The organism is Bradyrhizobium daqingense (genome assembly GCF_021044685.1).
Lineage (GTDB): Bacteria > Pseudomonadota > Alphaproteobacteria > Rhizobiales > Xanthobacteraceae > Bradyrhizobium > Bradyrhizobium daqingense.
The window spans coordinates 6,220,517-6,237,444 of the sequence record NZ_CP088014.1 but is presented as its reverse complement, the minus strand read 5'-3'; the positions used below and the strand labels follow the sequence as shown (position 1 = coordinate 6,237,444).

General features: G+C 65.0%; 13 protein-coding genes. 6 read left to right on the top strand and 7 right to left on the bottom strand.

All coding sequences use genetic code 11. From position 1 onward, the window contains the following. Window positions 1-14: 14 nt before the first annotated feature. Window positions 15-1,148, bottom strand: coding sequence for a DJ-1/PfpI family protein (locus tag LPJ38_RS29840; protein ID WP_145640721.1), 1,134 nt, complete (start codon window positions 1,146-1,148; stop codon window positions 15-17). A gap of 131 nt (window positions 1,149-1,279) precedes the next feature. Then, the gene (locus LPJ38_RS29835) at window positions 1,280-1,834 is read right to left on the bottom strand and encodes a PAS domain-containing protein (protein WP_145640723.1); all 555 of its coding nucleotides are present in this window, start codon (window positions 1,832-1,834) and stop codon (window positions 1,280-1,282) included. Between the two features lie 452 nt (window positions 1,835-2,286). Between LPJ38_RS29835 and LPJ38_RS29830 the strand changes: the two genes are divergently transcribed. Both LPJ38_RS29830 and LPJ38_RS29825 read left to right on the top strand, forming a co-directional pair. Continuing rightward, a complete protein-coding gene (locus LPJ38_RS29830; RefSeq protein WP_145640725.1) occupies window positions 2,287-3,081 on the top strand; it encodes a rhomboid family intramembrane serine protease in 795 nt (264 codons plus the stop codon). A 212-nt stretch (window positions 3,082-3,293) separates the two neighbouring features. Further along, complete coding sequence (locus LPJ38_RS29825; protein WP_145640729.1) at window positions 3,294-3,722, top strand: CBS domain-containing protein; 429 nt, start codon at window positions 3,294-3,296, stop codon at window positions 3,720-3,722. Between the two features lie 7 nt (window positions 3,723-3,729). On the opposite strand, the gene LPJ38_RS29820 is transcribed toward LPJ38_RS29825, so the two are convergent. After that, window positions 3,730-4,770, bottom strand: coding sequence for a patatin-like phospholipase family protein (locus tag LPJ38_RS29820; RefSeq protein ID WP_145640732.1), 1,041 nt, complete (start codon window positions 4,768-4,770; stop codon window positions 3,730-3,732). Window positions 4,771-5,004: 234 nt separating this feature from the next. Here LPJ38_RS29820 and LPJ38_RS29815 point away from each other — a divergent pair, with 234 nt between their 5' ends. Further along, window positions 5,005-6,078 (top strand): hypothetical protein, encoded by a 1,074-nt coding sequence (locus LPJ38_RS29815; protein ID WP_145640733.1) that lies wholly within the window; start codon window positions 5,005-5,007, stop codon window positions 6,076-6,078. Between the two features lie 365 nt (window positions 6,079-6,443). Beyond that, window positions 6,444-6,638 carry a hypothetical protein gene (locus LPJ38_RS29810; RefSeq protein WP_167520709.1) on the top strand — a complete coding sequence of 65 codons (195 nt, stop codon included), beginning with the start codon at window positions 6,444-6,446 and terminating at the stop codon, window positions 6,636-6,638. A gap of 1,098 nt (window positions 6,639-7,736) precedes the next feature. Here LPJ38_RS29810 and LPJ38_RS29805 read toward each other — a convergent pair. After that, window positions 7,737-8,866, bottom strand: a protein-coding gene (locus tag LPJ38_RS29805; RefSeq protein WP_109866565.1) for an IS3-like element ISRj2 family transposase whose coding sequence is annotated in 2 segments (ribosomal slippage) — window positions 7,737-8,614 and window positions 8,614-8,866 — 1,131 coding nt in all. Because the reading frame shifts where the segments join, the coding sequence is not laid out codon by codon here. 166 nt (window positions 8,867-9,032) lie between these two features. Here LPJ38_RS29805 and LPJ38_RS29800 point away from each other — a divergent pair. Then, a complete protein-coding gene (locus LPJ38_RS29800; protein ID WP_167520815.1) occupies window positions 9,033-11,495 on the top strand; it encodes a putative bifunctional diguanylate cyclase/phosphodiesterase in 2,463 nt (820 codons plus the stop codon). Here LPJ38_RS29800 and LPJ38_RS29795 read toward each other — a convergent pair. The 3 genes from LPJ38_RS29795 to thrS all read right to left on the bottom strand — a co-directional run bounded on the left by LPJ38_RS29795 (window position 11,481) and on the right by thrS (window position 15,515). Then, window positions 11,481-12,752 carry a serine hydrolase domain-containing protein gene (locus LPJ38_RS29795; RefSeq protein WP_145643075.1) on the bottom strand — a complete coding sequence of 424 codons (1,272 nt, stop codon included), beginning with the start codon at window positions 12,750-12,752 and terminating at the stop codon, window positions 11,481-11,483. The two genes, LPJ38_RS29800 and LPJ38_RS29795, sit on opposite strands and share 15 nt — an antisense overlap. A 63-nt stretch (window positions 12,753-12,815) precedes the next feature. Then, window positions 12,816-13,379 carry a nitroreductase family protein gene (locus tag LPJ38_RS29790; protein WP_167520816.1) on the bottom strand — a complete coding sequence of 188 codons (564 nt, stop codon included), beginning with the start codon at window positions 13,377-13,379 and terminating at the stop codon, window positions 12,816-12,818. Window positions 13,380-13,472: 93 nt separating this feature from the next. Continuing rightward, window positions 13,473-15,515, bottom strand: coding sequence for a threonine--tRNA ligase (gene thrS, locus LPJ38_RS29785; protein WP_167520817.1), 2,043 nt, complete (start codon window positions 15,513-15,515; stop codon window positions 13,473-13,475). 184 nt (window positions 15,516-15,699) lie between these two features. Between thrS and LPJ38_RS29780 the strand changes: the two genes are divergently transcribed. Then, window positions 15,700-16,872, top strand: coding sequence for an MFS transporter (locus LPJ38_RS29780; protein ID WP_145643079.1), 1,173 nt, complete (start codon window positions 15,700-15,702; stop codon window positions 16,870-16,872). Window positions 16,873-16,928: the final 56 nt, after the last annotated feature.

Here is a 16,928-nt window from a genome sequence, read left to right as displayed (position 1 = left end):
AATCTTTACTGCCGCTATCGCGGATATTCTAGCTGCATCGCCACGAAGTCGGCCGTGCGCGATCCATAGCGCGTCTCGATCGCGCGCAGCGTCTCGTCCAGTGCCTGCGCTGGCGGCGAGGTGACGGTATCCGGCAGCGTCTGGTGTGCCGGCCAATCGTCGGCGATCCGCTCCGGCAGGATGCCGAGACCGCCGCGGCTCTTCTGAACCTGCGGCGTGGCGGCGAAGGTGAGGGCGCGCGAGCGATAGGTTCGCGACCATGCATCGGCGATCAGCGCGAGTGAGACCTCGTCGATGCCGGGCGTCAAGGCGATGCCGAGCTGCTCGCGGTTCCAGAACGCGAGCGTGTTCGCGATTGCGGTCAGCGCGAAGGGGCGCGTGAAGCTGAAGGCGTCGCTGCGGTGGCGCGCATCCCACGCCGCAAGGCCGATCTCGCGGGCGACCGCCTCGGCCTTGGCCCGGCCGGCGATCGCCTCGATCAAGGTGAGGGCCATCGGCATGGATGCGGTGATGCCGGTGGTCGTCGCGACGCCCTGGTCGACGACCAGTCTGCGATCCGGCGCATAGCGGATCGTCGTATGCTTCTGGAGGTCGCGCACGGAATACCAATGCGTCGTGGCCCGCTTGCCGTCGAGCAGCCCGGTCTTGGCAACGACGGTGGCGCCGACGCAGACGCCGATCACGATCGCGCCCTTGCCGGCCTGGCTCCTGATCCATTGCAGGACCGCTGCGTCGTCGTCGCGGCTCATCGCGGGCACGATGACGTAGTCGGCGCCGTCGGGGTGTGCTGCATCGAAGGCGGCGATGGTCGCGTGCGGCTGCACCTTGAGCGCAGGATAGAGCGTGACGGGCCCGGGCTGCGTCGCCAAGGTGAGGACGTCGGCGATGTCGGCGCGTGCGAGGATGCCGTAGGGCATGAGATAGTCGGTGGTCTCGCTCATGTCGTTGATGCCGACGATGGCGATCAAGGGGCGCTTTCGTTTCGGCGGTTTCAACGCGGCCAGCGTCGCCGCGGCTTCCTCGCTGGAGATCGCAGACGCGGTTCCCGATGATGGCGCGCCGGGCAGCAGAAGCAGCCATGTTCCGCCGATCGCGGCAAGCAGTGCCACGCCGCCGACTACGGTCCAGCCCAGAATGCGCCAGCTCATGATGATGTCACCCGCTCGTCGTCTCACGCGGCGCGGAAGCTAGCCGCTCGCGGCTACTTCAGGAATGACGCAAATCCGGCAAAAGCGGCCATGCCGCGCGACGATCGACACGGTCGCCTGCGCTTTCGAGATTAGCGCAGCCCCTCATACACCATCAGCCCGCGTGCGATCTGCAGTTTGCGGATTGCGCGCGGCAGCAGCTTCTCCGGCTGATGCAGATAGCGCCATGAGGTGAGGGTGAAGGCACCGAGCGTGCCGCATTCATCGTCGAACGGTGCCAGCACGCCGGTCACGCTGACGGGTGTGTGCGGGCGGGCGTTGAAGGGAAGCAGCAGCAGCTCGAGATGCGCCTTGCTGCCGTCCTCGCGCGCGGCGGTGAGGCCGGCGATTGCGCCCAGCGTCTCGTCGGCGACAATGGTGGTGATCTCCTCGATCTCGCCGCGGGTTTCCGGCGTGAACAGCGCCGCAAAGCTCCGGTCCTTGAGGTCGCCCCCGGCGAGCGCGCAGACCCGCGTGCCGGCCACGCGGAACGGGAAGCCGAGATTGGGCTCGCAGGACAGCACGAAGATGTCGCTGAGCAGATCGCGGACGGCAGCCGGGTCGATGTCGGCCCGATCAGGGGCCCGCGCGGTGCCACGCTTCTTGTCCCAATACGCGAAGAACGCGCGGCTCGACGGATGTTTCATGACTGAACGCTAACCCCGGGGTGCAACCCCACGGGACAACCCTGTCCCGCTTCAGTGCACCCGCGATCCCTTTGGTTGTTGTGCAGGAGGGGATTTGCAGCGTCCATGCCGCGGGCGTGTTTTAGGCCCCCTGGGAGCTTTCTTTGCACCGTTAACGTTAAATTAACTATGCGCTTCCCGCCGGCAGCCCCGCTGCTATGGTGACCGCGGACGCAAGCCCCGCCGGTTTTCCAGGTTCTCGGCGAGGCTTGTACACAGGGCGTCAAACAGTTTGGTCACGGGCCGCGGGGAGGGGTGGGGATACACCTTATTCCTTGGAGTACCGGAAGACCGACATGGACAGGCAGGGCTCCCCAGGGGCCCTGCCTTTTCCTCTTGTGCACTTGCGCAGGGGCGGCAAAGGCGACTATCTCCAAGCATGTCGCTCCGATCGCGCTGAAAGCGAAGCTGCCTTGGATTCCCCGCCAAATTCTCCGCCGCAGGAGTCTCCGGATCTGCCGGCCGTCCAGGAGAAGGCTCCGCGCGAGCCGATCCTGACACTGCCGGCGGCGCTGACCGCCTATATCGTTCTGCTCGCGGTGATCCATCTGCGGGTGCTGCTGCCGCCGGAGCTCGAGAACTGGACCATCGACGTCTTCGGCTTCATCCCGAAGCGGTACGATTCCTCGCTACTGAATCTGCAGATCCCGGGCGGGACGGGGGCGAAGGTCTGGACCTTCGTCACCTATTCGCTGTTGCACGCCAATCTGACCCATCTCGGCTTCAACCTGCTGTGGCTGTTGCCGTTCGGCAGCGCGCTGGCGCGGCGGTTCGGGGCCGTCAGGTTCTTCGTGTTCATGGCGGTGACGGCGGCGGCCGGCGCGCTCGCCCATCTCATCACCCATGAGCATGCGGTTGCGCCAATGATCGGCGCCTCGGCTTCGGTGTCCGGCGCAATGGCGGCGGCGATCCGCTTCGCCTTCGCCCGCGGCAGCTTTCTCTCGTTCAGCCGCTCGGACGCCGCTACCGCCGCGAAGGTTCCGGCGCTGCCGCTGTCGCGCGCGCTGCGCGACGGGCGCGTGGTCGGCTTCCTCGCGGTCTGGTTCGGCGTCAACATCATTTTCGGTCTCGGCGCGATCGGCGTCGATGCGGAGACAACGAGCGTGGCCTGGCAGGCGCATATCGGCGGCTTTTTCGCAGGGCTCCTGCTGTTCGCGCTGTTCGATCCCGTGCCGCGCGTGCGAAGCGATGCTGCGGATGCGTCATAACGCGACGTTTCAGACCATATTTGAAGCGGCGCTTGCAGCGCCGCCCGAATTCATCCATCATTCCCCGGAAGAATGTTCCGAAGCGGCAAGCCCATAGCGGCAGCGCTTCGCAAAGCGCACGAGCGTGAAACCGGCGCTGTAACTGTTAGTTGAAGACTCGCGAACAAGTCCGGACCGCCGAACGCGAACGGCTCCGATTCTGGGAGGCGACAATGACGGTACGTTCCATTCTCAGTACCAAGGGCCATCAGATCATGAGCGTCGAGCCCGACGCCAAGTTGTCGGCCGCGGTCAAGCTGCTGGGCGAAAAGAAGATCGGTGCGGTGCTGGTGATGAACCAGAGCCGGCTCGAAGGCATCCTGTCCGAGCGCGACATCGTGCGCGTGCTCGGCGAGCGCGGCGCCAGCGTGCTGGATGAACCGGTTGCCCAGGTCATGACTCGCAAGGTCGTCACCTGCAAGGAGACCGATACGGTCGCCGAGCTCATGGAAACGATGACCACGGGCAAGTTCCGCCATCTGCCCGTGATCGACAACGGCAAGGTGGTGGGCCTGATCTCGATCGGCGACATCGTCAAGCGCCGCGTCCAGGAATACGAGTCCGAGCAGGAAGCCCTGCGCGACTACATCAAGACCGCCTGATCGGATCTCACTCTTGTGCGGTGGGCGCTGCCCCTTCAGGCGGCGGCGCCAGCACGTGGATCGCCTCCTGGATCGAGTCCAACGCGCGCTCGGCGGCGCGCGTGCCGTGCGCGATCAGGTCCTCGGAGCGGTGGAAGTCGAACCAGCCGAACTGGCCGACGCGCGGTGTGATCAACAGGTCGGGCGGATCGCCGGCAAGGCGGGCGCGCGTGATGCGGTCCTGCATGATGTTGAAGGCATCCACCATCACCGAGGAGATGCCGGGCCGTCCGCCGCCGCCGAAGAACTCGCGCTTCATGGTCTTCTCGGGTGAGAAAAATCGCGGAAAGCGCCGCTTGGCAGTCGACACTTCGGGTACGACTGCCACTGGCGCGGGCATCGCGCCGTGCGAATAGATCGTCGTGGAATGGGTGAAGATGTCGCTGGAAAGATTTGCGGCGATGACGATTTCGGCGCCGAGCGCGCGGGCGGCCGAGACCGGCACCGGATTGACCAGCGCGCCGTCGACCAGCCAACGGTCGCCGATCAGCACGGGCGCGAAGATGCCGGGCAGCGCATAGGAGGCGCGCATCGCATCGACCACGCGGCCGCGCGTCAGCCAGATCTCGTGGCCGGTGCGGACCTCGGTCGCCACGGCGGCGAACTTGATCGGGAGGTCCTCGATCAGGGCCTGCCCGACCGCCTCCTCGAGCCGGGTTGCCAATTTCTCGCCCCCGAGCAGGCCGGAGCCGTTGAGGCGGATATCGAGATAGCCGAGGATGTTGCGCATGCCCTGCAGGCTGCGCCCCCAATCTTCGAACGTATCGAGCCGGCCGGCCGCATGGAGTCCGCCGACCACGGCGCCGATGGAGGTGCCGACCACGACGTCGGGCACGATCCCATTGGCGATCAGAGTTCTGATGATCCCGATATGGGCAAAGCCGCGCGCCGCGCCGCCGCCGAGGGCAAGGCCGATGACCGGCCGGCGGGTGGTGCCGAGCCCCACCTTCTCCCCCGCTTTTTCCCCATTGGAGCCGTTCGCGCCCCGACCCTTCAAAATATCCAGCACCGAAAAACTCTCCTGCCCGGGCCAGCCCTCACACCAGAGTAGGCGCCGGACCTCCGCTCCGCCATAACGAGGGTGAAGCATGGTTTATACCGTTCGGGAAGCAGGGGGCAGCAGTGTGGCGACGGCTGGTCGTCCTCGGCCAATCACGCAGGCGTCAATCGGGTTCCCGAGAACCGTATTTCCTGGGGGTTCCGAGGCTTGAATTTGCCGCGTTTTCGGTGAAAAGCAGGAGGCATGACACGCGGGGGTGACGGCATCATCGGATGGCGGCGCAGCGTTCGGCTGCTGCCGGCGCTGAGCCTTGCCGCCTGCCTCATGATCTTGGGCCAGAACGCCGCTCAGGCGCAGCTTTTCTCCGATCGTCCGCCGCCGGTGCCCCCTGCTTCGGTGCCCGATCCCGGCGCCGCCATCAATCTGGCCGCACCCTCCGGGCCGGGCGCCGGCCCCCCGAGCCTGCCGCCGACCCTGATGCAGCCGCTCTCGCCCAGCATGCCGCCGCCCGCGGTCACGACCGTGCCGCCGGCCGCGCCGCTGAATGCGGCCGTGCCCGGCCAGGGCGTGCTGTCGCTGACCGCAAGATACGGCAAGGATTCTCCTGCGATCACCAGCGGCCTGGTCTGGCGCGTGTTCGCCGACCGTCCCGACGAGAACGGCACCTTCAAGCTGATCCGCGAGGACCGCAATGCCGCGCCCAACATCGTGCTGCCGCCCGGCAATTACGTCGTCCACGTCGCTTTCGGCCTCGTCAGCGCGGTGCGCACCGTCAGCCTGAAGGCGGAGACCGACCGCGAATCCTTCGTCCTGCCCGCGGGCGGCCTGCGCATCGAGGGCCGCGTCGGCACCAGCCGCATTCCGCAAAACCAGATCTCGTTCTCGATCTACAAGGGCAGCCAGTTCGAATCCGGCGAGCGCGCCTCGCTGGTTCCCAACGTCGCCGCCGGCGACGTCGTGCTGATTCCGGAAGGCACCTATTACATCGTCTCCAACTACGGCGACGCCAATTCGGTGGTGCGCTCGGACATCCGCGTCCAGGCCGGCAAGCTCACCGACGTCACCATCACCCACCGCGCCGCCGTGATCACGCTCAAGCTCGTCAGCGACAGGGGCGGCGAAGCGCTTGCCAACACCGCCTGGTCGGTGATCACCCCGGGCGGCGACGTCATCAAGGAATCGATCGGCGCCTTTCCGCGCGTCGTGCTCTCCGAAGGCGAATACCGCGCCATCGCCAAGAACGAGGGCAAGGTCTACGAGCGTGGCTTCAACGTCGTGAACGGCGTCGACGGCGAAGTCGAGGTCGTCGCGCGGTAGCGGCCTTCTGTAACGCTGCAGATACGACACATCTCATCTAGCGCACGATTGATCTATCCCTTCTTACCTCTGTCGTTGCATGTCGGGTAAGCGGATGCTCACCATTCGTTATTTCTTGTGTACTGCCTTGAATACCATGACTGCTACCGGCCTGTTGCGCTGAGCTTGGACTTACACCGCGGGCGCCGTCTTATTCCGATGCGCCGTGAATTCACCACAGTGGTGGAAGAGACCAATTTCCGATCATCAATTTTATTCTCTTTCCATCCTGCTGCGTTATATGTCGGGCATCCGTCTAACGGGGGAGGCCGGAGCAGGCGCGTGCCTTGCGAGACCGGCAGGAGCAGGGGACCTAGCCCGTCGGCATGTTCGAAGTGATCCTCACCAGGCGCAAGCGGTTTGGCTGGCGATGGCAAGTGTGCGACCAGTCCGGCAAGGTCTTTGCCGACGGCTTCGAGCGCACCCGGCCGTCCGCCAAATATCAAGGCGAGCGCGCCTTGTTCTTCCTGTTGTCGCAGGCCTATCTGCACAACCGCTCCGCGGCCTCGAGCGAGGATTAGCGGCGTTCCTGCGCGTACATCCTCGTAGCCCGGGTGAGCGAAGCGACACCCGGGACGGTGCCGGCAGAATCCCGGATGTCGCTGCGCTCATCCGGGCTACTAGGCTTTGCGTTGCCCGCCGGGCAAAACACGCCAGAGCTGAGTCAACGTGCACCGTCGAAAATATTCCACTTTACCGAAATTCGGAAACGGCGTATGTATCGCCGCAACCCGGCCCAACGAAGAGGGGCGTATCGCGATCGTCACGAACGCGGGCCGGGCGGCGGTGGGACGTGGACCACACCGGCGCGAAGGGCTTCGCAGGGCGGGCAACCGTGAGCGAAAGCGTCGCGCCAACGACGGGTGCGGTTCGCGTACGGCAAAATCGTGTCGTCCTGGCGTCCGGGGTCTGTACGCCAAGTCTTGCGGTGATGAGGCGGCCCGACCGGGTTCGCAGCATCAGCCATCCGCAAGGCGACGGGGGCAATAGTGCATCGCTCCCCGGGGAGAGCACGACATACGCCGTAAACCCACTGCGCAGGGAAGGCCGGTTGCTTGGCTTCACCTGTATGCCGCTGTGCAATCTTTGTAAGCACACGCTTTCGCACAGTGGACCGTGGGTGCCCGGCCGGCACCCGGTCTTCCCTGCGCCCTTCTTCAATCGAGGGTGAGGCACCGACGCAAAACTCGGGCGCGATTTGCCGCGAGGCTGCGAAGGCGTGCCTGCAAAGATCGATGGAGCGAAGCTGTTGCCCCACACTCCGTCATTGCGAGGAGCCCTTGCGACGAAGCAATCCAGACTGCCGCGGCGGAAAGATCCTGGATTGCTTCGCTGCGCTCGCAATGACGAAAGCAGTCGTGGACCAAAATGCCAGCGCATGCCCGGACGAGCGCAGTTTGCACAACCGTCATAGTCTCTAACACCCACTAACCAACACCTGACTTAAAACTGTCATAGTCACCGAACGGAACCAGAGCTGGCCCCGGTTGTTTGGACAGCGCCCCGCTGGATTTAAGTGGATTCCTGCCGGGTTATGCTGAACGCGGGGCTTTACGATTTTGTCGTTGCGTCGGGAGGGCGTAGCCCGACCAGAGCGACGACAAAATCGTCGGCGACGGTCATGCGGCCATCACCATAGCTTGCGTGCCGAAGTAAGCCTCGTCGGGCGTGCGCCCGTCAAGGCTCGAGTGAGGGCGTCCCTGATTGTAGAAGGCCAGATACTTGGCAATTGACGCTCGCGCCTCGGACACGCTGTCGTAGGCGCGGAGATAAACTTCTTCGTATTTGACCGTGCGCCAGAGCCGCTCGACAAACACGTTGTCGCGCCAGGCGCCCTTGCCATCCATGCTGATGGCGATCTTCGCGTCCAGCAGCACATCGGTGAACTCGAGGCTGGTGAACTGGCTGCCCTGGTCCGTGTTGAAAATCGCGGGCCTGCCGTGCTTCGCCAACGCCTCCTGGACCGCTTCGACGCAGAAGGCCGCCTCCATTGTGATCGAGACGCGATGGGCCAGGACCCGTCGGCTGAACACATCGACGACCGCCGCGAGATAGACGAAGCCACGCCGCATCGGAATGTAGGTGATGTCCATTGCCCACGCATGGTCGGGCCGCTCGATCTTCAATCCGCGCAACAGGTACGGGTAGATCTTGTGACCCGGAGCCGGCTTGCTCGTGTTCGGGCGACGATAGACCGCCTCGATCCCCATGCGCTTCATCAGCGTCGCGATGTGGCGGCGACCGGCGTATACCCCCTCCCGCCGCAGCAACGATCGCAGCATACGCGCTCCCGCGAAGGGATAATCGAGATGCAGCTCATCGAGCCGACGCATCAAGGCAAGGTCCTCGGCCGAAACTGGCCGAGGTTCATAGTAGACCGTGCTGCGAGCCAGCTTCAGGACCTTCGCCTGGCGCACGATAGAAAGATCATGACCGCGGTCGATCATCGCTTTGCGCTCAGCAGGCCCGCCTTGGTGAGCGCGCCGGACAAAAAATCGTTTTCCAACGCCAGCTCGCCGATCTTGGCATGCAACGCCTTCAAATCGACCGGCGTCTCGGCCGATGTCTTGTCATGCCCAAACACGCCGGCGGCGCCTTCCAGGAGCTGGTTTTTCCAGATCGTGATCTGGTTCGGATGAACATCAAACAGTTGCGCCAGCTCCGCCAGTGTCTTGTCTCCTTTGACCGCAGCCAAAGCAACCTTCGCCTTGAATGCCGGAGAATGCGTCCGGCGGCTCTTCTTCGTCATCTTCGCTCCTGATTCGCAGCAAGAATCCTCGCCGCTGTCAGGCAGAAAATCCACTCAAGCTACTGTCCGAATTTGCGGGGCCAGCTCTACCCGCGTCTGCGTCGCCTTTACACGCCGTTAAGTGCCTCCGCATTGGATGCGCCGGGATAGTGCGTTGGGGACTGCCATGACTGCCGCGAAGAAAGTGTCGGGAAAACCGGCCGCCGAAATGTTCGATGACATCCCGGTGCTTCGGCGCAAATGGCGTGCCGCGTTGAAGCCGGGCGAACGGTTGCCGCGCTACGAGGACGTGATGCTCGGCAGCCTCGGTCGGCTCGCCGACCACATCGCGCTGCTCAGGGGTGAGGGCGCGCTCGAATTGTCGCGCAGCGGGCGTTACGTGCAGAAATGGCTCGGCGAAGAGCGCTGGGACATTCCGGTCGCGGAGCTGTCGCCCGATTGCGCCACGGCGCTGACGGAAGCCGCGTGCATCGCGCTCGCGACGGGGCAGCCGCATCACGCGAGCGCGCATTGCGTGCGCGACGGCATGGTGAGGATCTACGATCTGCTGGCGCTGCCGACCGCCTCGCGCTGGGGCGCCACGCTGGTCGGCGCCTACGTCAACGAGCGCGGCACGCAATATAATCTGCTCGATGCGATTTTCTCGGCGACGGACGACGCGGTCGTCTCGCTGGCAACGCTGCGCGATGCCGCGGGCAGGCCGTTCGATCTCCAGATCGTGCACCACAACAGGAGCGCAGGCGCGCTGCTGAAGGCCGCGGCCGGAAGCCTGTTGTGGCGGCGGGTCCGTGAGGGCGGCACGCTGTTGGCGTCGCCCGAGGTGATGGAATTCCTGCTCGAGGCCGTCTCGGGCGGCCGCGGCGAGCAGCTCGAGATCGAGAACGAAGGCCGCTACCTCAGGCTCAGCGCCACCGCCTTCGCCGACGTGGTCTCGCTGACGATCTCCGACGTCACCGCCTTGAAGCGGCGCGACGCATCATTCCGCCTGCTGTTCGACAACAACCCGATGCCGATGTGGGTGTTCGACGCCGAGACCAAGCAATTCCTCAGCGTCAACGACGCCGCGGTCCAGCATTACGGTTACAGCCGCGCCACCTTCCTGCGCATGAGGCTGCACGAGATCTGGCCCGAGGACGAGTGGGAGAGCCACGCCGAGGCGCTCGAACGTCTCGGCGATGCCTATCACTCCTCGCGTAACTGGCGGCACTTGCGCGCCGACGGCAGCGAGATCGAGGTGCTCACCTTCGGCCGCCGCGTCGCCTTCGACGATCGCGACGGCTATCTGGTCGCGGTGGTCGACATCACCGAGCGGCGCAAGGCCGAGGCGCGGATCGCCCACATGGCCCATCATGACGGGCTCACCGACCTGCCGAACCGCGAACATTTCCAGGAGCGGTTGAAGCAGGCGCTCGACCAGGCCGGGGGCAGGCGGGTCGGCGTGCTCTATATCGATCTCGACCTGTTCAAGAACATCAACGATTCCTTCGGCCATCCCGCGGGCGATCGCCTCCTCAAGCAAGTTGCCGAGCGCCTCACCACCGCGGTCCGCGGTGCCAATCTCGCGGCCCGGCTCGGCGGCGACGAGTTTGCCGTCATCCTCGCGGCCGACGTCTCGCCGAACGAAGCCAGCGCTTGCGCGACCCTGCTGATCGACATGCTGAAGGCGCCCTACGACATCGACGGCCAGGAAATGGTGATCGGCGCCAGCATCGGCATCGCGCTGTCTCCGGGTGACGGCACGACGTCCGAGGAGCTGATGCGCAATGCCGACATGGCGCTGTACCGGGCCAAGTCCGACGGCGGCGGCGTGCACCATTTCTTTGAGCGCGAGATGGACCTGCAGGCACAGAAGCGCCGCGACATGGAGCTTGATCTGCGCCGTGCCTTTGCCAATGGCGAGTTCGAGCTGCACTACCAGCCGCTGGTGTCGATCGCCTCCGACCGCATCTCCGGCTTCGAGTCGCTGCTGCGCTGGCGTCATCCGGACAAGGGCATGATCTCGCCCGCCGAGTTCATTCCGGTCGCCGAGGACATCGGTCTGATCACCCAGCTCGGCGAATGGGTGCTGCGCGAGGCCTGCGCCGAGGCCGTCAATTGGCCGGCCGACGTCAAGGTCGCGGTCAACCTGTCGCCGGCGCAATTCCGCAGCCGCAATCTGGTTCAAATCGTGATCTCGGCCCTGGCGCAGTCCGGCCTGTCGCCGCGGCGGCTCGAACTCGAGATCACGGAGTCGATCTTCCTGGCGGAGACCGAAGCCAACCTCGCCATCCTGCATCAGCTGCGCGAGCTCGGCGTCGGCATCTCCATGGATGATTTCGGCACCGGCTATTCGAGCCTGAGCTATCTGCGCAGCTTCCCCTTCGACAAGATCAAGATCGACCAATCCTTCGTCAAGGATCTGGCGCAGCGGCCCGATTGCAGCGCGATCGTACGTGCGATCTCCGGGCTCGGCCGCAGCCTCAACATCACCACGACGGCGGAAGGCGTCGAGACCGAGGATCAGCTCGACTGGCTGCGCGCCGAAGGCTGCAACGAGGTGCAGGGCTTCCTGTTCAGCGCAGCGCGGCCCGCTGCCGAGATCGCAAAGCTGCTCGCCGATTTCGGCCAGCGCGCCTCACGGGCGGCGTAAGGCTTCCGGGTAGCAGTCGTACACCAGCGCCTTGAACGCGGGTGTAATGCGGCTGCGCTCGTTCTGGGTCTGCTGCATCATGAGGTAGACCATGTCGAGCTTGGGATCTACGCCGAAATAGGTGCCGCTGCCGCTGTCCCATTTCAACTCGCCGAGCGAGCCCGGCGGCGGCGGTTTGGCGTTGCCGGGATCGGTGCGAACTGCAAGGCCGTAGCCATAGCCGAAGCCGTCGCCCGGGAAATAGAAATAGTCGCGCCCGACGCCCGAGTCGGGGCCGATGTGATCGGTCGTCATGGCCTTGAATGCGGCAGGGGTCAGATAGCGCTTGCCTTCGAACTCGCCGCCGTTGAGCAGCATCTGCGAGAAGCGCTGATAATCGGTGATGGTCGAGAGCAGCCCGCCGCCGCCGGACTGCCATTCCGGATGGTTGAGGCGCTCGCGCTCGGCGGCGAGCAGGATGAAATCGCTCGGCAACGGCCGCGCCATTCGCGCCAGCTCATTTTCCGTCGCCAACGCGAATTTGGTGCTGTTCATGCCGAGCGGATCGAAGATGCGCTGTTTCAGGAATGCATAGAGCGTCTGGCCCGAGATGATCTCGATGACGGCGCCGAGCACGTCGGTGGAATGGCCGTAGCGCCAGAGCGTTCCCGGCTGCCGCGCCAGTGGCAGCTTGGCGATGCGGTCGGCGAACTCCCTGTTGTCGAAGGGGCCCTCGAAGATGTTGGCGGCCTTGTAGGCCTGCTCGACCCATTTGCCGCCGATGTAGTCGTAGCTGATGCCCGAGGTGTGCCGCAGCAGATCCTCGATGTTGACAGGACGGACCGGCGGGACGAGATCGAGCTCCAGCTTGCCGTCCGGCTTGGTGATCTCGAGGCCCACCTTGGTGTCGGCGAAGAGGGGGACGTATTTCGACACGGGGTCGGTCAGCGCGAGCTTGCCCTCGTCGATCAGCATCATCGCACCGAGGCACGTGATCGGCTTGGTCATCGAATGGATGGCGAAGATCGTGTCCGGCGTCATGGCAAGGCCGGTCGCGACGTCGCGTACGCCGAAGGACTTGAGGTAGACCGGCTTGCCGTGCTGCTGGACCATGATCACGGCGCCCGGCAGCCGGCCGCTTCCGGTCTCGTTGTCGAAATAGGCGGTGATGCGGTCGAGCCCATCGGGCGACGGGGCGGGGATGTTGGCGGCTGCGCGGCTTCGCGCCATCGAGCCGGCGAGCAGCGCGGCCCCGACCAGAAATTCACGGCGTCTCATCCGGACTTCCTCCCTGGCCGGGAACAAAGCCGCAAGACGTCGAAGGCGTCAACCAGACTCCGATTAAAAGCGAGTCACGATTTCCGAAAGGAACGGTCGCGGACGGTCTTCGCTCGGCTTGGTCGGCGTGCCGACATGGATGAAGCCGGCGAGCTTTTCGTCCGGCTTGAGGCCGAGGCCATCGAGCACGTCGCGGTCAAAGGAGAACCAGCCGGTCAGCCAGCAGGCGCCGTAGCCGAGGGCGGTCGCGGCCGTGACGATGTTCATGGCGCTGGCCCCCGCCGACAATTCCTGCTCGAAGGCCGGCACCTTCGGATGCGGCTTGGTGAAGCTGACGATGCCGATCACGAGCGGCGCGTCCATGAGGCGCTTGCGCTCGACCTCGACATCCGCGGCGGGCGCGCCGGGATTCTTCCGGGCGAAGACCTTCGCGATCACCTCGCCGGCACGCTGGCGCGCGTCACCCTCGAAGATGATGAAGCGCCAGGGCGCCAGCTTGCCATGATCGGGCACGCGGGCGCCGATGGTGAGGATCGTTTCGAGCTCGGTTGCGGAGGGGCCGGGCCCGGTCATCTCGCGCGGCTTGACCGAGCGGCGGGTCTTCAGGAGTTCGATGGCATCGGGCACTGCGATATCCTCTTCAGCTGGTCGGCGGGCGTGCAGACACGAGATAGGCATGCACGCCCGCAACCGGAAGCGAATTTAGATAGATTTCAGGGATCAGACAGCGCCGCGCGCCCGCCGGACATCCGGCGGGGTCGCCTCGTCGAGGAGGGCAGCGATCGCCTCCTGCGTCGTCATCACCTTCTGGCCGTCGCTGCCGAGGCGGCGGACCGAGACCGACTGCGTCTCGGCCTCTTTCTTGCCGACCACGAGCAGCGCGGGGATCTTGGCCAGCGAATGCTCGCGGACCTTGTAGTTGATCTTTTCGTTGCGCAAATCGATCTCGACCCGAAGGCCCGCGCGCCGCGCCTGCTCGACGACCTGCTTGGCGTAGTCGTCGGCTTCCGAGGTGATGGTGGTGACCACAACTTGCACCGGCGACAGCCAGAGCGGGAAGTTGCCGGCATAGTGCTCGATGAGGATGCCGATATAGCGCTCCATCGAGCCGCAGATCGCGCGATGCACCATCACCGGCGGCTTCTTGCCGCCGTCATGGTCGATGTAGAACGCCCCGAACCGCTCCGGCAGGTTGAAGTCGACCTGCGTGGTGCCGCACTGCCAGTCGCGGCCAATGGCATCGCGCAGCACGTACTCGAACTTCGGCCCGTAGAAGGCGCCTTCGCCGGGATTGATCTCGGTCTTGATGTGGTTGTTTTGCGTCTGAATCTCGCGCAGCACGGTCGCCATCACCCGCTCGGCGTGGTCCCACATCGCATCGGTGCCGACGCGCTTTTCCGGACGGGTCGACAGCTTCACGATGAGATCGCCGGTGAAGCCGAAATCGGCGTAAGTCGACAGGATCAGGTCGTTGATCTTCAGGCATTCCTCGGCGAGCTGGTCCTCGGTGCAGAAGATATGGGCGTCGTCCTGGGTGAAGCCGCGCACGCGCATCAGCCCGTGCATGGCGCCGGAGGGCTCGTAGCGATGCACCACGCCGAACTCGGCGAGGCGCAGCGGCAGGTCGCGATAGCTCTTCAGGCCGTGCTTGAAGATCTGCACGTGACCGGGGCAGTTCATCGGCTTGAGCGCAAACCAGCGCTTGTCTTCGGCCTCGTCGCCGGCCGACTGAGCCGCGAACATGTTCTCGCGATACCAGCCCCAATGGCCCGAGGTTTCCCACAGCCCCTTGTCCAGGATCTGCGGCGCGTTGACCTCGCTGTAGTCGCCAGTGAGGCGACGGCGCATATAGGCGATCAGCTGCTGGAAGATGGTCCAGCCCTTCGGGTGCCAGAACACGACGCCCGGACCTTCCTCCTGGAAGTGGAAGAGGTCGAGCTCGCGCCCGAGCTTGCGATGGTCGCGCTTCTCCGCTTCCTCGATCTGCTTGAGGTAAGCGTCGAGGTCCTCCTGCTTGGCGAAGGCGGTGCCGTAGATGCGGGTCAGCATCGGGTTGTTGCTGTCGCCGCGCCAATAGGCGCCGGCCACCTTCATCAGCTTGAAGGCGTTGCCGACCTTGCCGGTCGAGGTCATGTGCGGGCCGCGGCAGAGGTCGAACCAATCGCCCTGGTAGTAGATCTTGATCGGCTCGTTGCCGGGAATGGCATCGACCAGCTCGACCTTGAAAGCCTCGCCCTTGTCGCGGAACACCTGCTTGGTCTTTTCGCGATCCCAGACTTCCTTGGTGAAGGGTTTGTCGCGCGCGATGATCTCGCGCATCTTCTTCTCGATCGCGGCAAAATCTTCCGGCGTGAACGGCTCGTTGCGGAAGAAGTCGTAATAGAAGCCGTTCTCGATCACCGGGCCGATGGTGACCTGGGTGCCGGGCCACAGCGATTGCACGGCTTCGGCCAGCACGTGGGCGCAATCGTGGCGGATCAATTCGAGCGCGCGGGGATCGTCGCGATTGATCAGCTCGATCTTGGCATCGGCTTCGATGGGATCGTCGAGGTCGGCGATGACACCGTCGAGCGCCATCGCGACCGTGCGCTTGGCCAGCGACGGCGAGATGCCCTTGGCGATCTCGAGGCCGGTGATGCTCTTGTCGTATTCGCGCCGGGCGCCGTCCGGGAAGGTGAGGGTGACTTTGGCGGCGGGGGTCACGGGCTTCAGATTGCTGAGGGAATACTGGAAGCCGGATTCGGACTTGGGCTGGTCGGTCATTGCTTTACTCCTGAGGCTCACTCCTGCGAACGAGCGCAGGTAAGCGGGAACGAGCGATATATCAGGCGATTCGGCCTGCGCAATCGGGCATTTCCAAGAAAATCCGCGCGCAATGCCGCCGCCCGCGCCAACTATTTCGCAAAGGCCCTTTCATTGGCTGAGCGCCCGCTCTACATGCATTTGCATGGAACCCCCCCGCGCCCCTCGCTTCGCGCCAACCGCCCTGATGCTCGGCAACATCGTCACCGGCTGCTCGGTGCTGGCGCCCGCGGGCATGCTGCCGGAATTGGCGAGCGGGCTCGACGTCAGCATCCATGCGGCCGGGCTGCTGATCACGTTCGGTGCGATCACGTTGTGCATCGGCTCGCCGCTGACGGCCTGGCTGACCAGCCGCATCGAACGGCGGACGCTGCTCGCGACCACGCTGGCGGTGCTTGCCGTCGGCAATCTCGCCTCGGCCTTTGTCCCCGACTATGCGAGCCTGCTCGCGATCCGGCTGGTGATGCTCGCGATCGGTGCGCTCTATACGCCGCAGGCCGCGGGCACGGCGGCGCTGATCGTGCCGGTGGAGCGGCGCGGCAGCACCATCGCCTACATCTTCCTCGGCTGGTCGCTCGCTGCGGCCGTCGGCCTGCCGCTGATCACTTTCATCGCCAGCCGCTATGGCTGGCGCGCCGCCTATGGCGGGATCGGCGCACTCGGCTGCATCAGCTTCCTGCTCTTGTTGCTGCGTCTTCCGGTGGACCTGAAGGGCACGCCAGTGGACATCAAGACCTGGGCCGCGGTCGGCCGCAGCAAGACGATCCTGCTCCTGCTTGCGATCACCATGCTGCAAATGTCCGGACAGTTCGTGGTGTTCACCTATATGGGTCCTCTGCTCAACAAGCTGACCGGAGCCGGTCCCGATGCCATCGGCATGGTGTTCGCGCTCTACGGCGTCTGCGGCTTCCTCGGCGTCGCCGTCGCGACCCGCATCGTCGACACCTCGGGCCCTTACCGCACTTCGCTGCTGTTCACCTCCCTGCTGCTCGCGGGCATCACGGGCTGGGCGCTCGGTGCCGGCACGCTCATGTTGATGGCCGGCGCGGTCGCGGTCTGGGGCCTCGGCTTCGCCTCGACCAATTCGATGCAGCAGGTGCGGCTGGTCGCGGCCGCGCCCTCGCTGGCGTCGGCGACCGTCGCCCTCAACACGTCCGTCCTCTATATTGGTCAGGCGGTCGGCTCGGCCATCGGCGGGCTGCTGTTCGCCCGCGAGCTCCTGCACACGCTCGGCTTCGTCGCGGTCGGTTTCGTCGTGACGGCGCTGATTCTGGTGGTCCTGACCCGGCCCCGGCCGGCTGCTGCCGCGCTGGCCTGAATCCCGCGCTTTCCTTTGCGCAAGGTGCTTGGCAAACCGCGCGCCGGGGCGCTAGA

Excerpts from the sequence above, each read along its gene's own strand:
- LPJ38_RS29840 (WP_145640721.1), bottom strand. The coding sequence starts at position 1,148 with ATGAGCTGGCGCATTCTGGGCTGGACCGTAGTCGGCGGCGTGGCACTG.
- LPJ38_RS29800 (WP_167520815.1), top strand. The coding sequence starts at position 9,033 with ATGACTGCCGCGAAGAAAGTGTCGGGAAAACCGGCCGCCGAAATGTTC.
- LPJ38_RS29815 (WP_145640733.1), top strand. The coding sequence starts at position 5,005 with ATGACACGCGGGGGTGACGGCATCATCGGATGGCGGCGCAGCGTTCGG.
- thrS (WP_167520817.1), bottom strand. The coding sequence starts at position 15,515 with ATGACCGACCAGCCCAAGTCCGAATCCGGCTTCCAGTATTCCCTCAGC.
- LPJ38_RS29780 (WP_145643079.1), top strand. The coding sequence starts at position 15,700 with ATGGAACCCCCCCGCGCCCCTCGCTTCGCGCCAACCGCCCTGATGCTC.
- LPJ38_RS29810 (WP_167520709.1), top strand. The coding sequence starts at position 6,444 with ATGTTCGAAGTGATCCTCACCAGGCGCAAGCGGTTTGGCTGGCGATGG.
- LPJ38_RS29835 (WP_145640723.1), bottom strand. The coding sequence starts at position 1,834 with ATGAAACATCCGTCGAGCCGCGCGTTCTTCGCGTATTGGGACAAGAAG.
- LPJ38_RS29825 (WP_145640729.1), top strand. The coding sequence starts at position 3,294 with ATGACGGTACGTTCCATTCTCAGTACCAAGGGCCATCAGATCATGAGC.
- LPJ38_RS29795 (WP_145643075.1), bottom strand. The coding sequence starts at position 12,752 with ATGAGACGCCGTGAATTTCTGGTCGGGGCCGCGCTGCTCGCCGGCTCG.